Annotated in this window: 14 protein-coding genes and 1 riboswitch; of the genes, 4 read left to right on the top strand and 10 right to left on the bottom strand. The window is 39.1% G+C overall.

The window, feature by feature from the left end; translation table 11 throughout:
- Positions 1-26: 26 nt before the first annotated feature.
- From AC1M9C_RS09630 to AC1M9C_RS09620, 3 genes are all read right to left on the bottom strand, one after another.
- Complete coding sequence (locus AC1M9C_RS09630; protein ID WP_481953609.1) at positions 27-1,808, bottom strand: acyl-CoA dehydrogenase C-terminal domain-containing protein; 1,782 nt, start codon at positions 1,806-1,808, stop codon at positions 27-29.
- Positions 1,809-1,978: 170 nt separating this feature from the next.
- The gene (locus tag AC1M9C_RS09625; protein WP_180028280.1) at positions 1,979-3,781 is read right to left on the bottom strand and encodes an acyl-CoA dehydrogenase C-terminal domain-containing protein; all 1,803 of its coding nucleotides are present in this window, start codon (positions 3,779-3,781) and stop codon (positions 1,979-1,981) included.
- A 310-nt stretch (positions 3,782-4,091) separates the two neighbouring features.
- Positions 4,092-4,718, bottom strand: coding sequence for a hypothetical protein (locus AC1M9C_RS09620; RefSeq protein WP_481609070.1), 627 nt, complete (start codon positions 4,716-4,718; stop codon positions 4,092-4,094).
- Between the two features lie 133 nt (positions 4,719-4,851).
- Here AC1M9C_RS09620 and baeS point away from each other — a divergent pair, with 133 nt between their 5' ends.
- Together baeS and AC1M9C_RS09610 are read left to right on the top strand one after the other, a co-directional pair.
- A complete protein-coding gene (baeS, locus tag AC1M9C_RS09615; protein ID WP_035265564.1) occupies positions 4,852-6,513 on the top strand; it encodes a sensor histidine kinase efflux regulator BaeS in 1,662 nt (553 codons plus the stop codon).
- An 18-nt stretch (positions 6,514-6,531) separates the two neighbouring features.
- The gene (locus AC1M9C_RS09610; protein WP_092767563.1) at positions 6,532-7,218 is read left to right on the top strand and encodes a response regulator; all 687 of its coding nucleotides are present in this window, start codon (positions 6,532-6,534) and stop codon (positions 7,216-7,218) included.
- Between the two features lie 147 nt (positions 7,219-7,365).
- On the opposite strand, the gene AC1M9C_RS09605 is transcribed toward AC1M9C_RS09610, so the two are convergent.
- From AC1M9C_RS09605 to AC1M9C_RS09575, 7 genes are all read right to left on the bottom strand, one after another.
- The gene (locus AC1M9C_RS09605) at positions 7,366-8,040 is read right to left on the bottom strand and encodes a DUF6988 family protein (protein ID WP_481953608.1); all 675 of its coding nucleotides are present in this window, start codon (positions 8,038-8,040) and stop codon (positions 7,366-7,368) included.
- Between the two features lie 122 nt (positions 8,041-8,162).
- Complete coding sequence (locus AC1M9C_RS09600) at positions 8,163-8,531, bottom strand: MmcQ/YjbR family DNA-binding protein (RefSeq protein WP_481953607.1); 369 nt, start codon at positions 8,529-8,531, stop codon at positions 8,163-8,165.
- A 69-nt stretch (positions 8,532-8,600) separates the two neighbouring features.
- Positions 8,601-10,046 carry a protein adenylyltransferase SelO gene (locus tag AC1M9C_RS09595; RefSeq protein ID WP_481591708.1) on the bottom strand — a complete coding sequence of 482 codons (1,446 nt, stop codon included), beginning with the start codon at positions 10,044-10,046 and terminating at the stop codon, positions 8,601-8,603.
- Between the two features lie 148 nt (positions 10,047-10,194).
- The gene (locus tag AC1M9C_RS09590; protein WP_481953606.1) at positions 10,195-11,361 is read right to left on the bottom strand and encodes an acyl-CoA desaturase; all 1,167 of its coding nucleotides are present in this window, start codon (positions 11,359-11,361) and stop codon (positions 10,195-10,197) included.
- A gap of 230 nt (positions 11,362-11,591) precedes the next feature.
- Entirely contained in the window at positions 11,592-12,305 is a 714-nt protein-coding gene (locus tag AC1M9C_RS09585; RefSeq protein WP_481953605.1) for a glycerophosphodiester phosphodiesterase, read from the bottom strand.
- A gap of 139 nt (positions 12,306-12,444) precedes the next feature.
- Positions 12,445-13,029, bottom strand: coding sequence for a cob(I)yrinic acid a,c-diamide adenosyltransferase (locus tag AC1M9C_RS09580; protein WP_481591709.1), 585 nt, complete (start codon positions 13,027-13,029; stop codon positions 12,445-12,447).
- A 96-nt stretch (positions 13,030-13,125) separates the two neighbouring features.
- Positions 13,126-14,964 carry a TonB-dependent receptor plug domain-containing protein gene (locus AC1M9C_RS09575; RefSeq protein WP_481613341.1) on the bottom strand — a complete coding sequence of 613 codons (1,839 nt, stop codon included), beginning with the start codon at positions 14,962-14,964 and terminating at the stop codon, positions 13,126-13,128.
- A 37-nt stretch (positions 14,965-15,001) separates the two neighbouring features.
- Positions 15,002-15,217, bottom strand: a riboswitch (cobalamin riboswitch).
- Between the two features lie 142 nt (positions 15,218-15,359).
- Here AC1M9C_RS09575 and AC1M9C_RS09570 point away from each other — a divergent pair.
- Both AC1M9C_RS09570 and trpB read left to right on the top strand, forming a co-directional pair.
- Positions 15,360-16,004 (top strand): phosphoribosylanthranilate isomerase, encoded by a 645-nt coding sequence (locus tag AC1M9C_RS09570; RefSeq protein ID WP_481591711.1) that lies wholly within the window; start codon positions 15,360-15,362, stop codon positions 16,002-16,004.
- A complete protein-coding gene (gene trpB, locus AC1M9C_RS09565) occupies positions 15,985-17,229 on the top strand; it encodes a tryptophan synthase subunit beta (RefSeq protein WP_035265544.1) in 1,245 nt (414 codons plus the stop codon). The genes AC1M9C_RS09570 and trpB overlap by 20 nt, the downstream gene beginning before the upstream one ends.
- The last annotated feature ends 65 nt before the right edge of the window (positions 17,230-17,294 follow it).

Genomic DNA, 17,294 nt, shown 5'->3' with positions numbered 1-17,294 from the left:
AGAATCAGGCTTTTTTAAGATAAAACTTATGATTGATTTGTGAAGTAATCTTCGCTAAATCCCATCACGATTTCAGAGCTAGCTTTGATGCGAGCTAAACGTGTATTTAATTCAGGTAAAACGCGTTGGATGTAGTAGTTCACCAAAGATAATTTGTTCTCATAGAACTCACCTGATTTTTCACTCGCAGCTTTAGCAATTTTAGCAAACATATAGGTAAAGCTGAGTAAGCCTACCGCATGTAAATAATCCAACGCAGCAGCATTCGCATAATCAGGATTTTCCGCAGCACGTTCAAGAACAACTTGAGTAATCGATTCAAGTTCAGTTGCAGCATCAAGAGTGGCATCTTTGATGTAATTTAAGTCCGCATCTAATGCATTTGCAAAGTCACGAATTTCTTCGATATATTCTGCGATGAATTGTCCATTACATTTAATCGTTTTACGACCAATTAAATCTTGTGATTGAACGCCGTTCGTTCCTTCATAAATTTGTGAGATACGAAGATCACGGATACATTGTTCCATACCCCATTCACGAATATAGCCGTGACCACCAAAGACCATTTGGGCATCTAGTGTCGCATTGAAAGCAGTGTCTGTTAAATATGCTTTTGCGATTGGTGTGAGCAAAGCAACACGATTATTTGCTTTTGCAACTGCTTCTGGATCCGTCGAGAACTTTGTAATATCCAGTTGTTGACCTACATATACTGCAAATGCACGTGATGCTTCATTGTTCGCACGAGCATTTAAGAGCATACGACGTACATCACCGTGTACAAGAATACTATCAGCAGGTTTATTCGGAGATTTCACACCTGTTGCACTACGACCTTGTAAGCGATCAGTGGCGTATTGAGCAGCATTTTGATAAGCAAATTCTGAAGCGCCTAAACCTTGGATACCCATGGACAAACGTTCATAGTTCATCATCACGAACATTGCAGCAAGACCTTCGTTTTCTTTACCGACTAAATAGCCTTTTGCACCGTCAAAGTTCATCACACATGTTGCAGAGGCTTTGATCCCCATTTTGTGTTCAATAGAACCAGGGCCTACAGGGTTACGATCACCCAAAGTACCATCTTCATTCACTAAGAATTTAGGTACAATGAACAGAGAAATACCGCGTGAACCAGCAGGAGCATCAGGCGTTTTTGCTAATACAAGGTGAATAATATTTTCAGCTAAATCATGGTCACCACCGGTAATAAAAATTTTAGTACCTGTGATGTTGTAAGTACCATCTTCATTACGTTCAGCCTTAGTTTTAATAATGCCTAAATCAGTACCTGCGTGAGGCTCTGTGAGACACATCGTACCTGACCATTCACCTGAATAGATTTTAGGAAGATAGGTTTCTTTTTGTTCTTGAGAAGCATAGCTATTTAATGCCATACCCGCACCCACAGAAAGAAGTGGGTAAAGCATAAATGATGGGTTGGTTGCAAAAAGCATTTCATCTGCAAGCACAGTCAGCATTTTTGGCATGCCTTGACCGCCCCATTCTTCGTCAGCACCTAAGCCAATCCAACCACCTTCTGCATATTGTTGGAACGCTTCTTTAAAGCCCGCTGGTGTGGTAACAGATCCATTATTATAAGTTGCGCCTTCTTCATCACCTGTGCGATTTAGGGGAAGGGTTACGTTTTGAGCGAATTTAGCCATCTCTTCTAAAATAGCTTCAGCTGTCGCAGCATCAATATGAGCTAAATTCTCATTTGATTGCCAAAATTGTTCAGCTTGAAATACATCATTCAAAATGAACTTCATATCTGTAAGAGGCGCATTATAGATTGGCATTTTCGTTCACCTTTTTTTTGTTTAAATATCTTTAGTTCTTAGCAGTCTATCGAAGCATATTAGGACTTGTTAGACGACTAAAGGTTAATATCTCGAATTTATTTATAAAGAAAAAGGACGGCCAAATCTATGACTGTCCTTTTTCTTTTACACATATTTAATATGGATCATTAGAATGCAAAATGTTCAGCATCCAAAGTCATTAATGGTTCTAATCCACCTGCAATTACGTCAACATGTGAGCGAACGCGTGGAAGGATCTTCTTGAAGTAGAAGCGAGCTGTTGTGATTTTCGCATTGTAGAAGTCAACTTCAGTTGAACCTGCTGCAAGTTGTTGTTGAGCAACTTGAGCCATGCGAGCCCATAAGAATGCTAGCGTTACATAACCAGAGAAGTATAGGTAATCTACTGCAGCAGCACCTACTTCATCAGGGTTTTGCATCGCGCGCATACCGATCTGCATAGTTAAATCGCCCCATTCTTTGTTGAGTGCAGCCAAAGGTTCAACAAACTCTTTCAAGTCTGCATTATCTTTGTTTGCTTCAGCGAATTTGTGAATGATTTTGGTGAAATCTTTCAACATCGCACCTTGAGTTTGCAGTACTTTACGACCTAACAAATCAAGTGCCTGAATTTCAGTGGTACCTTCATATAAGCAAGCAATACGTGTATCACGAACAATTTGCTCCATACCATGCTCTGAAATGAAGCCGTGACCACCAAATACTTGTACGCCTTTGTTTGCAGCTTCATAACCAACTTCAGTTAAGAATGCTTTAGCAATTGGCGTTAATAATGACAGAATATTATCTGCAAATTTACGTTCTTCTTCAGTCGCGCCTTTCTCAACGATATCAGCATAGTGAGCGAGGTAATACACTAGAGCTCGACCACCTTCAGCAAATGCTTTTTGCGTTAAGATTAAGTTACGAACTGCTGGATGCACAATAATAGGATCTGCTTCTTTTTCAGGTGCTTTAGGACCAGAAAGTGAACGCATTGCTAAACGATCTTTCGCATATGCCAAAGCGCCTTGGAAAGATGATTCAGCAGCAGACAAACCTTGTACAGCTGTACCAATACGTGCAGTGTTCATGAAGGTGAACATAGCATTCAGACCACGGTTTTCAGGGCCAATCAAGTAACCTGTTGCACGATCAAAATTGATCACACATGTGGCGTTACCGTGGATACCCATTTTGTGTTCAATCGAACCACAACGAACAGCGTTGCGCTCGCCAACTTCACCATCAGCAGTTAAGTTAAACTTAGGTACGATGAATAATGAGATCCCTTTAGTTCCCTTCGGAGCACCTGGTAAACGCGCAAGAACGATGTGAACAATGTTGTCCGCCATGTCATGCTCACCAGCGGAAATAAAGATTTTCTCACCTGAAATCGCAAAACTACCATCTGCATTAGGTTCAGCTTTTGTGCGGATAATACCAAGGTCAGAACCCGCATGAGATTCTGTTAAACACATGGTACCTGTCCACTCACCTGAAATTAGTTTTGGTAAGTAAGTATTTTTTTGCTCTTCCGTACCATGGTGTTCAATTGTACGAACTGCACCATGAGATAGACCTGGGTACATACCCCATGCCCAGTTCGAAGAACCGATCATTTCAGAAATGATAATGCCTAAAGAGTTTGGTAAACCTTGACCACCATATTGTTCTTCAGCAGCTAAAGATGGGAATCCTAATTCTACATATTTTTTATATGCTTCTTTGAAGCCTGTTGGAGTAGTAACTACACCATCATTCCAAGTACAACCTTCACGGTCACCTACTTGGTTAAGTGGAGATAATTCGTTTTCACAGAAATCTGCAGCAGCTTCTAAATATTGATCAACCAACTCACGGCTTACGTTTTCTTGGAATGCAGGGAGTTTTGAAAAGTGTTCTTCAGCATTTAATAATTCATGCAAAACGAATTGCATATCACGTAAGGGCGCTTTGTATTGTGGCATATCGGGTTCCTCAATACTGGTTAAACCAGATTTATAATCCTAATAAAAAATGTCGTGTCATCTACGACACCTATTTTGTTCTATTACATCGTGCAATAAGTTATTGCTTGGTACAAGTTTTATAGCCATATTCTGTGTGACTGTAAAGTCAAAGAAAAAATATTAATTTTGGCTAAGTGTTTAGAGTATAAAGTTTTTTCGTGAATTATATGTGAACAGAATAGTCAAAAACGTAATAAGTTATGACATAAAAAAAGGCGCAACATGCGCCTTTTTAATATTCAATCACTTAGTAGTGAGTTGAATTGAATTATGCGGATTTTTTTAAGTCTGGTTTAACGAGTGGTTGATTTGGTTTGAAATAAACTTTACATACACCGTTGATAGTCTGTTCACCCACTTTGATTTGAACTTTTTTACCGTCAGTTTGTCCATTGCATGCTTGAAGTTTTGCATTTTGACTAACTTGCTGTTGCATCAAACGTTGATCAAATTTTTGAACAAGCTCAGCACGTTTGGCATCTGTGAGCGGTTCACCTTTTTGTGAACGGTTAGCTTGGGCCGAAGTTGGCTTTTCAGCTTTAAATTGGGCACGTGCTTGCTCATGCATTTTTTTCATATCAGCACGATCCGCTATGAAACGGATATGACAAGTACCATCAATATTTTGTTTATCAGTTTTGATTTGAACAGTTTGACCTACAACTTTGCCGTCGCATGCTTGACGAATTTGCTGCATCATCGCTTTACGGTCAGCACGCGCTTGTTTGAATTGCTCGCGTTGTTCAGGTGTTAAACGTTCTTTATGATGATGTTTTTTATCATAGTGACCCTTTTTAACTTCTTGAGGTGCTTGAGTTGTTGTTTGACATGCAGTAAGTGCGCCCATACTGATTAAACCAGTGGTCACCAATACAATTTTGTTCATCGCTTTCATTATGTTTATCCCCAAAGTTGTTTGGATTCGGTATAGGTAAAGATTAAATAATAAAGATGAAGAAACAATGGAGAGTTTTTTGAATCAGTGTTAGATACAATACTGAAAAACGAAGAAATAATGTGAGTTCAATTTGAATATACGTCGCGTACCAATCGCACTACGCTTATTTTTTACAGTACTGTTAACGACATTGCTCATTACGACGGTTAGCTTAAGTGTGCTGCATTGGACGATGCAAAAAAACTTCACCAAATATGTAGCTGATGTAGAAATGCAAAAGCTTGATCATCTAATCGATAATTTAGCGGGCGTATTCTCTGTTTATCAAGATTGGGGCAATGCCGTTCAAGCTCAGATTTTACAAATTGAAGGTGAAGCTGCACCCGATGATTATGATCGACTATCACGTTGGTGGTTACGTCGCCAATATGATATTGCATTGCAACAGCGTTATTTCAAAGAGCATACATTAATTAGCGAAATTGAGTCACAAAGAACGCAAACTATTAGTCCAGAAGAGCTGAAAGTCTTAGAAGAAAATTTACCTTCTGCATTTCAGCCATTTGAAGGATTGCGTTTCCCATTAAGTTCAAATCAGAATCAGACAAGAACCACGAACAGTTCTGATAAATCACATGAAAATAAGCTTTCTAGTTTGAGAACTTCTGAATACCAGCAGGGCAAGAAACTATTTATATCTATGTCTGATCACTTGGGTTTAAGTTCTAGACTTTCCTTATATGATGCAAAACAACAGTTTATCTTGGGTGAACCATCAGAGAATATGGTGTCGTATCGACCGATCACAGTTGATGGAAATATTGTGGGGTATCTCGGGCTAAGACCTGTTTTAGATCAAGATGATGCTTTAAGTATTAATTTCTTTAGCAATCAAAAGCGTTATTTATTTTTAATATATATTCTGACATTTATTTCGAGTTTGGTTGCTGCCTTATTATTAGCAACTTATTTTAGAAAGCCAATTCAACGCTTATTAAATGCAACACGAGAATTAACCAAAGGGAATTTTCAGCATCAGGTGAAAGTAAATCGTAACGATGAGCTTGGCGATCTTTCGACTGAAATTAATCAGTTAGCTGTGATTCTAGATCAGCATGAAAATTCTAGAAAGCAGTGGGTTGCAGACACTTCGCATGAGTTAAAAACGCCGCTGGCTGTTTTGCAAGCACAAATTGAAGCAATGCAAGATGGAATACGTAAACCAACGCCTGAACATTTTGCTTCAATGTTGGCACAAGTTTCGAGTCTGAAAAAATTAACACAAGATTTGGCTGCGTTAGCACAAGCTGAAGCACAACAACTCAATTTTGATTTCAATGAAATTGACCCTTGGAGTGTCGTGTTAAATGAGATTGAAAATTTCAAACCTAAATTTGAACAAGCCGATCTCACGATTAGCGCAGAGGGGCATGGAACGAAATTACAATTAGATGTAGATCGTTTTAAACAAATTATGGTCAACTTACTCGGTAATACTATTCGCTATACGGAAGCCGGTGGAAGAATTCATGTGCATACGATCGAAAACGATAAGACTTGGTCGGTGATTGTTGACGATAGCCCATTAGGTCTTACTGATGAGCAATTGGCTCATTTAGGTGAGCGTTTCTATCGAGCGGATGATTCTAGAACACGTAGTACTGGCGGAACTGGATTAGGTCTAGCATTATCGTGCAAAATTGCACAAGGCATGAAGGGCTCCTTGAAGTTTGACCACTCACCATTGGGTGGATTGCGCTGCATCCTCACATTTCCAAAGAAATCGTTTTAAATTGAAGAAGGGTGACATATGAAACATGTGATGCTGGTTGAAGATGAAGTAGAACTTGCTCAATTGGTGCGAGATTATCTTGAAGCAGCTGGCTTTGAAGTCAGTATGTTTCACGATGGTCAAGAGGCTTATGATAGCTTTTTACAACGTAAACCAAGTCTAATGGTTTTAGATTTGATGGTACCTCGTATGGATGGTCTCACGATCACCCGTAAAGTCCGTGAGCAGTCTGATTTGCCTATTATCATGGTGACAGCACGAACGGAAGAGATTGATCGTGTACTTGGTTTGAATATGGGGGCGGATGATTATGTTTGTAAACCATTTAGCCCTAAAGAGTTAGTTGCTCGTGTTCAAGCAGTGTTGCGACGTTTAGATCGTAAAGCAGAACCTGAAGAAAATAATTTATTCCGTATGGACAAAGGTCAACAACGAATTTGGTATCAAAACAAATCTTTAAATTTGACACCTACAGAATTTCGACTTCTTGAATTATTTTTAGAACACGTAGGTCAGGTGTACTCTCGTGCGCAATTATTGGATCATATCAACCCAGACAGTTTTGAAGTGGCAGATCGTGTGATTGATAGCCATATCAAAAACTTGCGCCGTAAAATCTCGGATGCCGCGGAAACAGGTAATCGCCATGAATGGGTTCAAGCTGTTTATGGGGTGGGATATCGTTTCGAATATCCTGAAGATTGATTCTTTGTGATAAAAAAAGCGAATCTAGAAGTTCGCTTTTTTTTGGTGCGTTGGTTTTGGTTAGGGTCTCTACAATTGGCCATTTCATATGCAACTTTCATGTAACTTTGTTAGGATATGAGCTTATTAGAGGTGGCTATCGTATTTTTATTTAAAGTAAGCTTCGACTCTAGCTTTTACTATAGGATCAACATCATCAACCATATAAAAGCAATATCTATATTTTTCGATCAAAACACTAATATATTTTTGTTTATCAGGAACTGTGTGCTTTAACATTATCTGTGCAGCTACGGTTATTAAGTTATTTGATTGGCGCATCAAGGTGATCAGCATCTCATCTTCATATCCCATAACATCTCTAGTAAATGACTGTCTTCCAGTATGTACTATGGAGTTAAGTTGCTTCAAATGATATTTTTTGAAATCACAAAGGGTCTGAATTATTGGCTGAGCAGGTAAGTTTGAAGCACCAAGCTTATCAAGCATTTCAGAAATCATTGGACATGTGTCGAATTCAAATTGCTCTTCAAATGTGTAACTAAATTGCAATTTTGATATTTGATGATTACTTGCAAGAAATAATAACCAATATGCTCTGACTACAGCTTCAAATTGTGATCTAAGTAGAATCATAGCTTGTGTTGGTAGATTTGAAGATAATAAACCACTTACTCCAAGCCCATGCTCAAATGAGATGTAAATACATTGTTTAACTAAGTCCAAACGCGGCCCACAATCGATAATGTCACTATTAATAATTTCTTGTTTTAGCTCTAAGATCATCTGAGTTGATAATCCAAAAAGTTGTTCTATATCCATAATGAATATCGTACTCATAGAGTTGTAATGATATAACCCAAATATAGAATAAGTTTTTCGTATTACTACTATTTATTAATTTAGCGTAATTATTGTTATAGAAAAGCAATTTTTAACTTTATTCAAATGACTCTGAGTAAAGCGATATGCTTTTGTTCGGCTTTTTTAAGCTTCGATACCACAAGATTATAGGAGTTGGAGATCAAATCTTTGATAAGCTCTTCATCCAATTCAGATTCATCATAGATTGAAACCCAGTGTCGTTTATTCATGTGCCATCCAGATCGAATATAAGGATAAATATCTTTTAACATATGTCCACGATCTGGTTCGACTTTTAAATTAATCGCAGCTTTGCCTTGTAAATGAAATGCGAGCAAAAAGACTTTATCCATAATTTTATAAACATCACATCCCTCACCAAACGGTTGACTGACAGTGACTTCAGGAAGTTTTAAAGCTTGTGATGCTGCCAATTGATGTAAATGCATAGTAAAAACGAATGGGTATTGTGGATAATGATTAAATTATCCACAGAATGAGAGAGGTTTGTGAATAACTTATGATGAACAACTGACTTGAATTTCAGGGACGTCGCTAGCTAAAGGGCCTAAGTCTTCTGGTTGTTCAAGATGTTCTTGTTTGGTGTATGGTGTTTGAAGAAGTTTGAACAAGCGATCAACTTCAGAGAAATCATCACGTTCAGCAAGTTCAATTGCTTTCTGTGCCATATGGTTTCGTAGAACGTAGTGTGGATTGGCTGTTAACATCGCTTGATCGAGATCGTCAGTGTCTTGATTTTCCCGTATTGAGAGATATTGGTGAAGAAACCGCTCAAATGCGATACGATCAAGGCAATCATCTTTGATTTGTTCATACGCTTTATTCTGTAAACGAATAAAACTTTGGGTGTAATCAAGTTGTTCTGTTTGTAAAATATGTAGAAAAGCCATACCACAATCAAAGCTATCTTTATGAAAACTTGGTAATCCCATTTTTTGACTTAAACCAAGTTTATAGTGTTCCAGGAACGTTGGTTCATAGTGCTCTAAACAGTAAGACAAGTCTTGTTTCCATTGCTCTCGATCATAATTTTCTGGACAAAGATGAATGAGACTATTTAACCAAGTCCATAAATTCCAGTGCCCGATACTCGGTTGGTTCTGATACGTATAGCGTCCTTGGTAATCAGAATGATTGTTGATCCAATTAGGACGGAAACGCTCCATAAAACCATAAGGTCCGAAATCTAAAGTTGAGCCGGTAATATTCAGGTTGTCAGTATTCATGACCCCGTGCGCAAAACCAATCAGTTGCCACTTGGCGATCATGATCGCAGTACGTTGAATGACTTGAGTTGCAAAAGAAAGAACAGGTTGTTCTGTCTCCAAACATTCAGGGTAGTGCCATTCAATGCACTTTTGTGTAAATTCTTGCAGTAGATCTGGCTGAAATTGATTAATCCACTCAAAGTGACCTAAGCGAATATGTGTATCACACGTACGCAACATCATCGCGCCACGTTCAAGTTTTTCTCGTTGTACACCTTGATCTGATGATACAAAACCAATCGCATTACTGGATTGAACACCTAGGGCATTGAGGGCGTGTCCAGCCAAATATTCACGAATAACGGAACGTAACACTGCACGACCATCGCCTCTCCGAGAATAGGGGGTAGAGCCAGCACCTTTAAGATGTAAATCGACCGTGTTGTTATTTTGATCCAGGATTTGAGCAATGAGTAAACCGCGACCGTCACCAAGCTGTCCAGCCCATTGTCCAAATTGGTGACCCGCGTATACCATCGCCAAAGGTTCAAACTCAGCAAAAGTTTTTTGCCCGCTACAGATTTCTACCCAGTTCATCTTATCTTCTTGAGTCCACAGTAACTCATCTGCAAGTGCTTCATTAAAATGACCAGGTTTAGCCCCTTTTAGCGGAAGAGGTTGTTGATGATGATACAGTCGAGCGGGTAGTGTGTTATAGCGAGAATTGAACTGCATATAATTTTTCAAAATGTGATGAACAACTTTGACTATAGCAAAATTCGATACATAAAACTGTGACTGCTACATTGGAAATGGTATCGAAAAAATAAAAAAAGCCCCGATCAACGGAGCTTTGGAGTAACTGAAGAGTCTCTTGAATGAGTTATTCAGATACTGGTGATTTCTTTAAATTACGAACCAATAAGTTCAATGTCTCTCTATGATGAGATAAACGTTGTTCAACCAATTGGAATTCAACTTTCAGTTTGCTATCCATTAAGTGAATTTTTTCAGCAACAGCTGCTTTTTTGGCATTAATTTCTTGCTCTTTAAGCTTCGCCCAATCATTTAAAGTTTGCGTAAATGCTTCATATTCTTGAGCAATTTTTGTTTTAACTGTCACGATATCATCATTCACGTTATGGCCGTAAACAGCGAGATCTTGTTGGGCATATTTAAACTTCATTGCAAGCTCAGCTTTTTTAATATTAAAACTTGGAATACGTCGTAAGTTTTTTGCGAGCCCTAGTTTTGAACACGTCCAGATCAACCATTTAGTTGGGTCGTACTGCCACCATTTTGCGCCATTGCGATAGTCGTATTGGAAGATATGATGGTAGTTATGATAACCCTCACCCCAAGTCGCAATAGCAAGAACAAAGTTGTCACGTGCAGTATTTTCATCTGTGTACGGACGTTTGCCCCACATATGGCATAGCGAGTTGATAAAGAAAGTCACATGGTGGCTTAAAATTAAGCGCATTAAACCACCCAACAATAACACTCCCCAGACATCACCAACTGCCCATCCAATAGGAAGAAGAATAGCGGCATGAACGACAATCACGAGAGGGATGTAATATTTATCTTGGAACATGACAATTTTGTCAGCCAATAAATCAGGGGCGTTTTTGTAATTTGCTTCAGCTGCTGGATAGTTGCGTAGCATCCAACCGATGTGCGCGTACCAGAAGCCATTGTTAATTGAGTAGGGATCTTTTTCTACATCATCAACATGACGATGATGGGTACGGTGACCTGAGGCCCAATACAAAATGCTGTTTTGTACAGCAAAGGTTCCCATAATCATTAAAATGATTTTGAGTGGTACAGTCGCTTCATAAGCACGATGTGCCCATAAGCGGTGATAACCTGCGGTAATGCCAAGACTGCTCAGACCCAACAGCGCAAACATACTGATCCACGCAGCAAGCGAGAAATCATGATGATAAGCATAAAGTGGAATCGCAATAACGGCGACAATAGGTAAAAACACCAATGCAAATACTGCAATCCAGTTGATTGGGGCTTTGGGTAGGGGAGCATTCATCTCCAACAGCACTCCTAGAACCTTTAATAGGTTAAAACTAAATCCACTCACAAATTTGTGAGGTTAGACTCGTTAATACTAACATGGGCGAACATGTGTTCACTAGCATTATTGTACAGTTGTATTGTTTAAACCGTAACAGAATACATCATTGTATAAATTCGACTTTGGACGAATTCCAAAAAACAAATTAGAAAAAATAATCAAATAAGTTTTTGAATTTGAAAGTATTATAGGTGAGACATCATTAACTTGGGATAATCAGTAATTAAGCCTTGAACTCCTAAATCCTTAAGCTGTTTAGCACGATCTATATGATTGACTGTCCAAATACTAATATTTAAATTTGCGGAAAGTGTGGAGGCAATGATCTCATTTGTAGCAAGTTCGTTCATCCAACCAATTTGACAACATTCAAATTTCAAAGCTTGATCAATGGCTGCATGCTTTATATCGGTTTCAACCAGTAATCCACGCTTAAACCTTGATTTTTGCTTTTGAAGGGCTTGATGAATTTTAGGATCGAAACTGGTGATAATGGCGGAATCTTCAAAGCCTATTAATTGTTGATCTAAGGCTTCGACAATCTTTTCTGCGGCCTTCATCGATTCAACAGCTTTGACCTCAACTTCAATATGATTAAAATTATGAATAATTTTGAGGGTTTGGTCGAGTAGCGGTGTAGCTTCGACTTTATTCCATTCAGACCACGTTACGGCATGATTATACTGCGCTAAATCTTGCTCATCACATTCGTATAAATGTTTAGCTTGGCCTGTAGTACGAATAAAGTCATCATCATGCATCACGATCAGCGCATTATCTTTGAGTTGACGAACGTCAAATTCTACAGCGCGGATACCAATATCTTGAATATATTGAAATCCACCGAGGGTGTTTTCAGGTGCTTCCCCACGCGCACCACGATGACCAATTATTTTCATAAAACACCCTGAAATTTCAGGGTGATTTTAGTGCTAAATCATGAATGAAATATGACGATTTTAAATCAAAATTTTGATCAAAAAAGCATTTTAAGTGGATGGGGCAATCAACATGAAGAGCTTTTTTACACTTTTAAGGTCAGGGCTCAATTGTCTCATTGATATTCTTTTGCCAAAGCACTTCTGAGCCACCTTCAGCACGTTGTAAGGTACGAGATGCGACGAATAACCAATCAGATAAGCGGTTCAAAAGTTGTAATGATGTGGCTTGGATATTTTGATCACGTTGATGAACAGACATCACGCTACGTTCAGCTCTACGGCAGACAGCACGTGCTTGATGAGCAAAACTGCAGACTAATGTACCAGCTGGCAAAATAAAGTCTTTTAGCATGGGTAATGCTTCGTTCATACGATCAATATCATTTTCTAAAAATTCAATACATACTGGTTGAACCAAGTTAAATCCAGGAATGCAGACTTCGCCGCCTAAATCAAATAACCAATGTTGAATCAGACTGAGTGATTTATCCCATTGAGCTTTGTCTTCAATGCTACTTAAAGCAATGTACGAACGTAATACACCAATGGTCGCATTGAGTTCATCGACATCACCTAACGCATCGATACGTAAATCATCTTTAGGTACACGTGAACCATCGCCTAGTCCGGTAGTGCCCGTATCTCCCGTGCGGGTATAAATTTTACTTAAACGGTGACCCATGAGGTTTCCTTTAAATTTTTTTAAGTGCTAGATATGAAAAGAATCATGCCATAGGCATGACATGATTCTCAAAAGTATTTATGAGTCAAAGAATGCTTAGTATCTGAATGTCACACCAGCAGAAGCTAAACGTCCACCATTGACATAATATTGCTCACCAGCACTGTGAACAGTTTTATAGTTCACATCACCAACGTTTTCAATATTGGTAAACAGTTTTACATGCGGGTTAAGGTTCCAGAATGCATTTAAGTCTACTCGAGCATATCCTGGAATATCTTGGCTAAAATCCTTTGCTTTTGATTTGGCAACGAGCGAAGCACTTAAACCATAATTTGCATTTTGTAAACCTGCTGAAACAGTAACTGATTGACGAGGACGACGTAATAACTCAGTATTTTTTTCAGTATCTTCAGTTTTGATATATGTATAGCCTGCATTGATAAAGTACTGATCATTTGTCCACTGTGCTGTCAATTCACCGCCTGTCATTTGTGCTTTATCAACGTTTTGGTTTTGGTAAGTTGGGAACGTATTCACCCAATCGCCATCACAAGTACTGACGCAGATTGAATTAATTAGATTATCAACTTTGGTATAGAAAGCAGAAGCACCCAATGAAATATTAAGTGGGAGTTTTTGATCAATACCAATTTCATAAGAAATGCTTTCTTCTGGCTTAAGTTGTTCATTACCACCATAGGCATATAGATCATTTAATGTAGGTGCTTTAAATGCAGTGCCAATATTGGTGTAAATACTTGTTGTAGGAAGCAATTGGTATCTGAGTGCACCCTGCATGACTGTGTGTGAACCAAACTTTTCATTGTCTTCTAAGCGGATGCCAGCTTGCGTACTCAAGCCATCGGCTTGATATTGATGCTGAATATAGTAACCTGTTGAATTAATATCTTCGTTTAATGCATCGGTTTTAGCTTCAGTATTACGTTGGGTCACACCAACTAGAATATTTTGGGCTGGTACAAAATTCCATTTGCTATAAAGCTCAGCCTCTTGAGTCGTACTGTGTACAAAACTATTAGAAGTTACTTGCTCCAAATCATCTTTAAATTGGGATAAACGTGCATGAACTTCAAGCTGATCAGTTGGGTTAATGCGTCCCTTTGCATTTATGATTTCATTTTCAAAATCTTGACTTGAGAATGTACCCCAGTTGTTGTATTCCCCATTTCCTGAGTTCTGACTGAAATCTAAAGATGCAGCATAACGTTTTTGATCTATACCAAACTTGGCACTATAACCTTTTTGATCAAAGCTATAGTTACGTTTATCATTCATATTAAATACTGGCGTACCGTCAGTTTCTAATATTTGACCTCGAACTTGTGCATAGATGCCATTTTCAGCTAAATCTGCGCCAACAATCGATTTATAGGTGTTATTTTCACCAATTTCACCTGTAATAAAAGCTGTAGTTTTTTCTGGTGTGCGCGTGACAAATTGAACCACCCCTCCAATTGCATCAGTTCCATAAAGTACAGATGCTGGACCTTTTAGAACTTCAATTTGTTTAAGATCGGTGGTGTCTAAAAATGGAATCGAGGCAGCACCAGTTGTCGCTGTATTTAAGCGGACGCCGTCACGTAGCACTAGAGTTTGATTTGAATTCGTGCCTCGTAAAAAAATTGAAGTTTGTTGACCGTAACCGCCAGATTGAACCACGTTAATGCTAGGATCTGTTTTAAGTAGGTCTGGCAGAGCTTTAATTGGTGACTGTTCGAGAATCTGTGGCTGGATAATTGAAATACGTGCAGGTACGTTTTCAAGCTTTTCTTCTGAGCGAGTAGCTGTGATTACAATAGTTTCTAAAGTTGCATTAGAAGTTGTTTGTTCTTGAGCAAAAACTGATGTAGTAAAACCCATCGCAATAGCGATTGCACCAACCAAAGCTGTTGGTTGACATTGAATAGACATAACGTGCTCCATACATTCACTTCCCCGTGAATGATTGAGTGGAAGAACACAACAAGCAGGTATCCGGACTCAAATGTAGTAACTGGATTACTTACATTTCCACCTTCCCACATATGACATGCAGTGGTGTAGATCTCTAAAAATCAGAAATCTATTGAGAAATGCTTTTCATTTTTTACCGTTGCGGGGGCAGTGTTGGATTTTCACCAACTTCCCTAAAGCGATTGCTTTGACTTGTTGCAATTTGAGCGCAGTATAAAGAGCGCTTCTCATTTAAACAATCTTCACACCGAATATTCTGAGTGAACTTTACGCAAGATGAAAAAATTGCTTTACAATGAAGCGCCCAAAAATGATAGATCGGCTATGATGAGGGTGGATTAGAGCTAGAATAGATGCGAACTCGTGCAAAAATATGCGGAATTACCCGATTAGAAGATGTCCAAGCTGTTGTGCAAGCTGGTGCGGATGCCATAGGATTTGTGTTTTTTCCACCAAGTCCAAGACACGTAGATGTTGAGCAAGCATCACTGTTGGTTCAAGCGATTCCTGCTTATGTGCAATCAGTTGGATTATTTGTTAATAGTTCAGCCGAAGAGATCCAAAACATACTTAAAAAAGTCCCTTTAGATATTTTGCAGTTTCATGGCGATGAAAGTCCAGAACAGTGCAAACAAATTGCTCAAGCAGTGGGTCGCCGCTGGTATAAAGCAATTCAAGTAAAACCAGAACTAGATATCGTTGAAGAAATCAATAAATATCAAAAGTTTGGTGCGAGTGCTGTGTTGTTGGATGCATGGCATCCAGATTTAAAGGGCGGAACAGGCCACAGCTTTGATTGGACAACATTTCCAAAATTAAATATTCCATTGATCTTGGCAGGAGGACTAAACCCTGACAATATCGAGCAAGCAATTCTTACAACACAAGCATATGCTGTGGATGTGAGCGGCGGTGTAGAGTCCGCAAAAGGTATAAAAGACCAACAACTCGTAGAACGCTTTATGCAAGGAGTCCAACGTGGATCAGCAAACCGTTAATCAACAAGATCAAGTGATTGACTATACCCAATACCCTGATGCAAAAGGGCATTTCGGTATCCATGGCGGACGTTTTGTGTCAGAAACTCTAATGGCTGCACTAGAAGATCTAGAGCAACTGTATTTCCGAATGAAAAATGACGAACAGTTTTTGGCAGAATTCGACCGTGACCTCGCTTTTTATGTAGGTCGTCCAAGTCCGCTTTATTATGCTGAGCGATGGTCAAAGGAGTTGGGTGGTGCACAAATCTATCTAAAACGAGAAGACTTGAACCATACTGGCTCCCATAAAGTAAATAACACGATTGGTCAGGCTTTGCTGGCAAAGTTATCAGGCAAAAAACGTATTATTGCTGAGACTGGTGCAGGTCAACATGGTGTGGCAACAGCGACCATCGCAGCGCGTTTAGGGCTTGAATGTGTTGTATACATGGGTGCAGATGATGTGAAACGCCAAGCGATGAATGTATATCGTATGCGTTTATTGGGCGCGACTGTTGTTCCTGTCGAAAGTGGCTCTAAAACATTAAAAGATGCCATGAATGAAGCCATGCGTGATTGGGTAACAAATGTCGATTCTACTTATTATGTGATTGGTACAGTTGCAGGTCCACATCCATATCCTCAATTGGTACGTGATTTCCAATCGATCATTGGTCGTGAAGCACGTCGTCAAATTCAGGAACAAGCCGGTCGCTTACCTGATGCCCTCGTGGCGTGTGTCGGTGGTGGTTCAAATGCGATGGGCTTGTTCTATCCATTCCTGAATGATCAAGATGTGAAAATGTACGGTGTTGAAGCTGCTGGTTACGGTATTGAAACTGGTAAACACTCTGCTCCATTAAATGCTGGTCATGTTGGTGTGCTGCATGGTAACCGTACTTATCTGATGTCGGATGCACAAGGTCAGATTATTGAAACACACTCAATTTCAGCAGGTTTGGATTATCCTGGTGTAGGCCCAGAGCATAGCTTCTTAAAAGATATGAAGCGTGTTGAGTATGTTCCAATTAATGACAATGAAGCATTACAAGGCTTCCGTGACTTAACTAAGATTGAAGGTATTATTCCTGCACTTGAAAGTTCGCATGCGATGGCATATGTGACTAAGTTGGCTCCAACGATGTCTAAAGATCAAATTATTATTGCGACGGTTTCAGGTCGTGGTGATAAAGACTTAATGACAGTTGCACGCATTGATGGCGTGGAAATGGTAGAAATGTGATGTAAAACAGCATTAAATAAAGCTCCTTGGTAGGGGCTTTATTTTTATAAAAAGAAAATGGGGGA

This window comes from Acinetobacter sp. 24-47-39 (assembly GCF_056783825.1).
The sequence above is the reverse complement of the archived record's forward strand: the minus strand, read 5'-3'. Positions and strand labels throughout refer to the sequence as shown.

Bases quoted from the DNA above. Each gene is read 5' to 3' on its own strand.
- AC1M9C_RS09630 (WP_481953609.1), bottom strand. From the start codon at position 1,808: ATGCCAATCTATAATGCGCCTCTTACAGATATGAAGTTCATTTTGAAT.
- AC1M9C_RS09625 (WP_180028280.1), bottom strand. From the start codon at position 3,781: ATGCCACAATACAAAGCGCCCTTACGTGATATGCAATTCGTTTTGCAT.
- AC1M9C_RS09620 (WP_481609070.1), bottom strand. From the start codon at position 4,718: ATGAAAGCGATGAACAAAATTGTATTGGTGACCACTGGTTTAATCAGT.
- AC1M9C_RS09610 (WP_092767563.1), top strand. From the start codon at position 6,532: ATGAAACATGTGATGCTGGTTGAAGATGAAGTAGAACTTGCTCAATTG.
- AC1M9C_RS09605 (WP_481953608.1), bottom strand. From the start codon at position 8,040: ATGGATATAGAACAACTTTTTGGATTATCAACTCAGATGATCTTAGAG.
- AC1M9C_RS09600 (WP_481953607.1), bottom strand. From the start codon at position 8,531: ATGCATTTACATCAATTGGCAGCATCACAAGCTTTAAAACTTCCTGAA.
- AC1M9C_RS09595 (WP_481591708.1), bottom strand. From the start codon at position 10,046: ATGCAGTTCAATTCTCGCTATAACACACTACCCGCTCGACTGTATCAT.
- AC1M9C_RS09590 (WP_481953606.1), bottom strand. From the start codon at position 11,361: ATGAATGCTCCCCTACCCAAAGCCCCAATCAACTGGATTGCAGTATTT.
- AC1M9C_RS09585 (WP_481953605.1), bottom strand. From the start codon at position 12,305: ATGAAAATAATTGGTCATCGTGGTGCGCGTGGGGAAGCACCTGAAAAC.
- AC1M9C_RS09580 (WP_481591709.1), bottom strand. From the start codon at position 13,029: ATGGGTCACCGTTTAAGTAAAATTTATACCCGCACGGGAGATACGGGC.
- AC1M9C_RS09575 (WP_481613341.1), bottom strand. From the start codon at position 14,964: ATGTCTATTCAATGTCAACCAACAGCTTTGGTTGGTGCAATCGCTATT.
- AC1M9C_RS09570 (WP_481591711.1), top strand. From the start codon at position 15,360: ATGCGAACTCGTGCAAAAATATGCGGAATTACCCGATTAGAAGATGTC.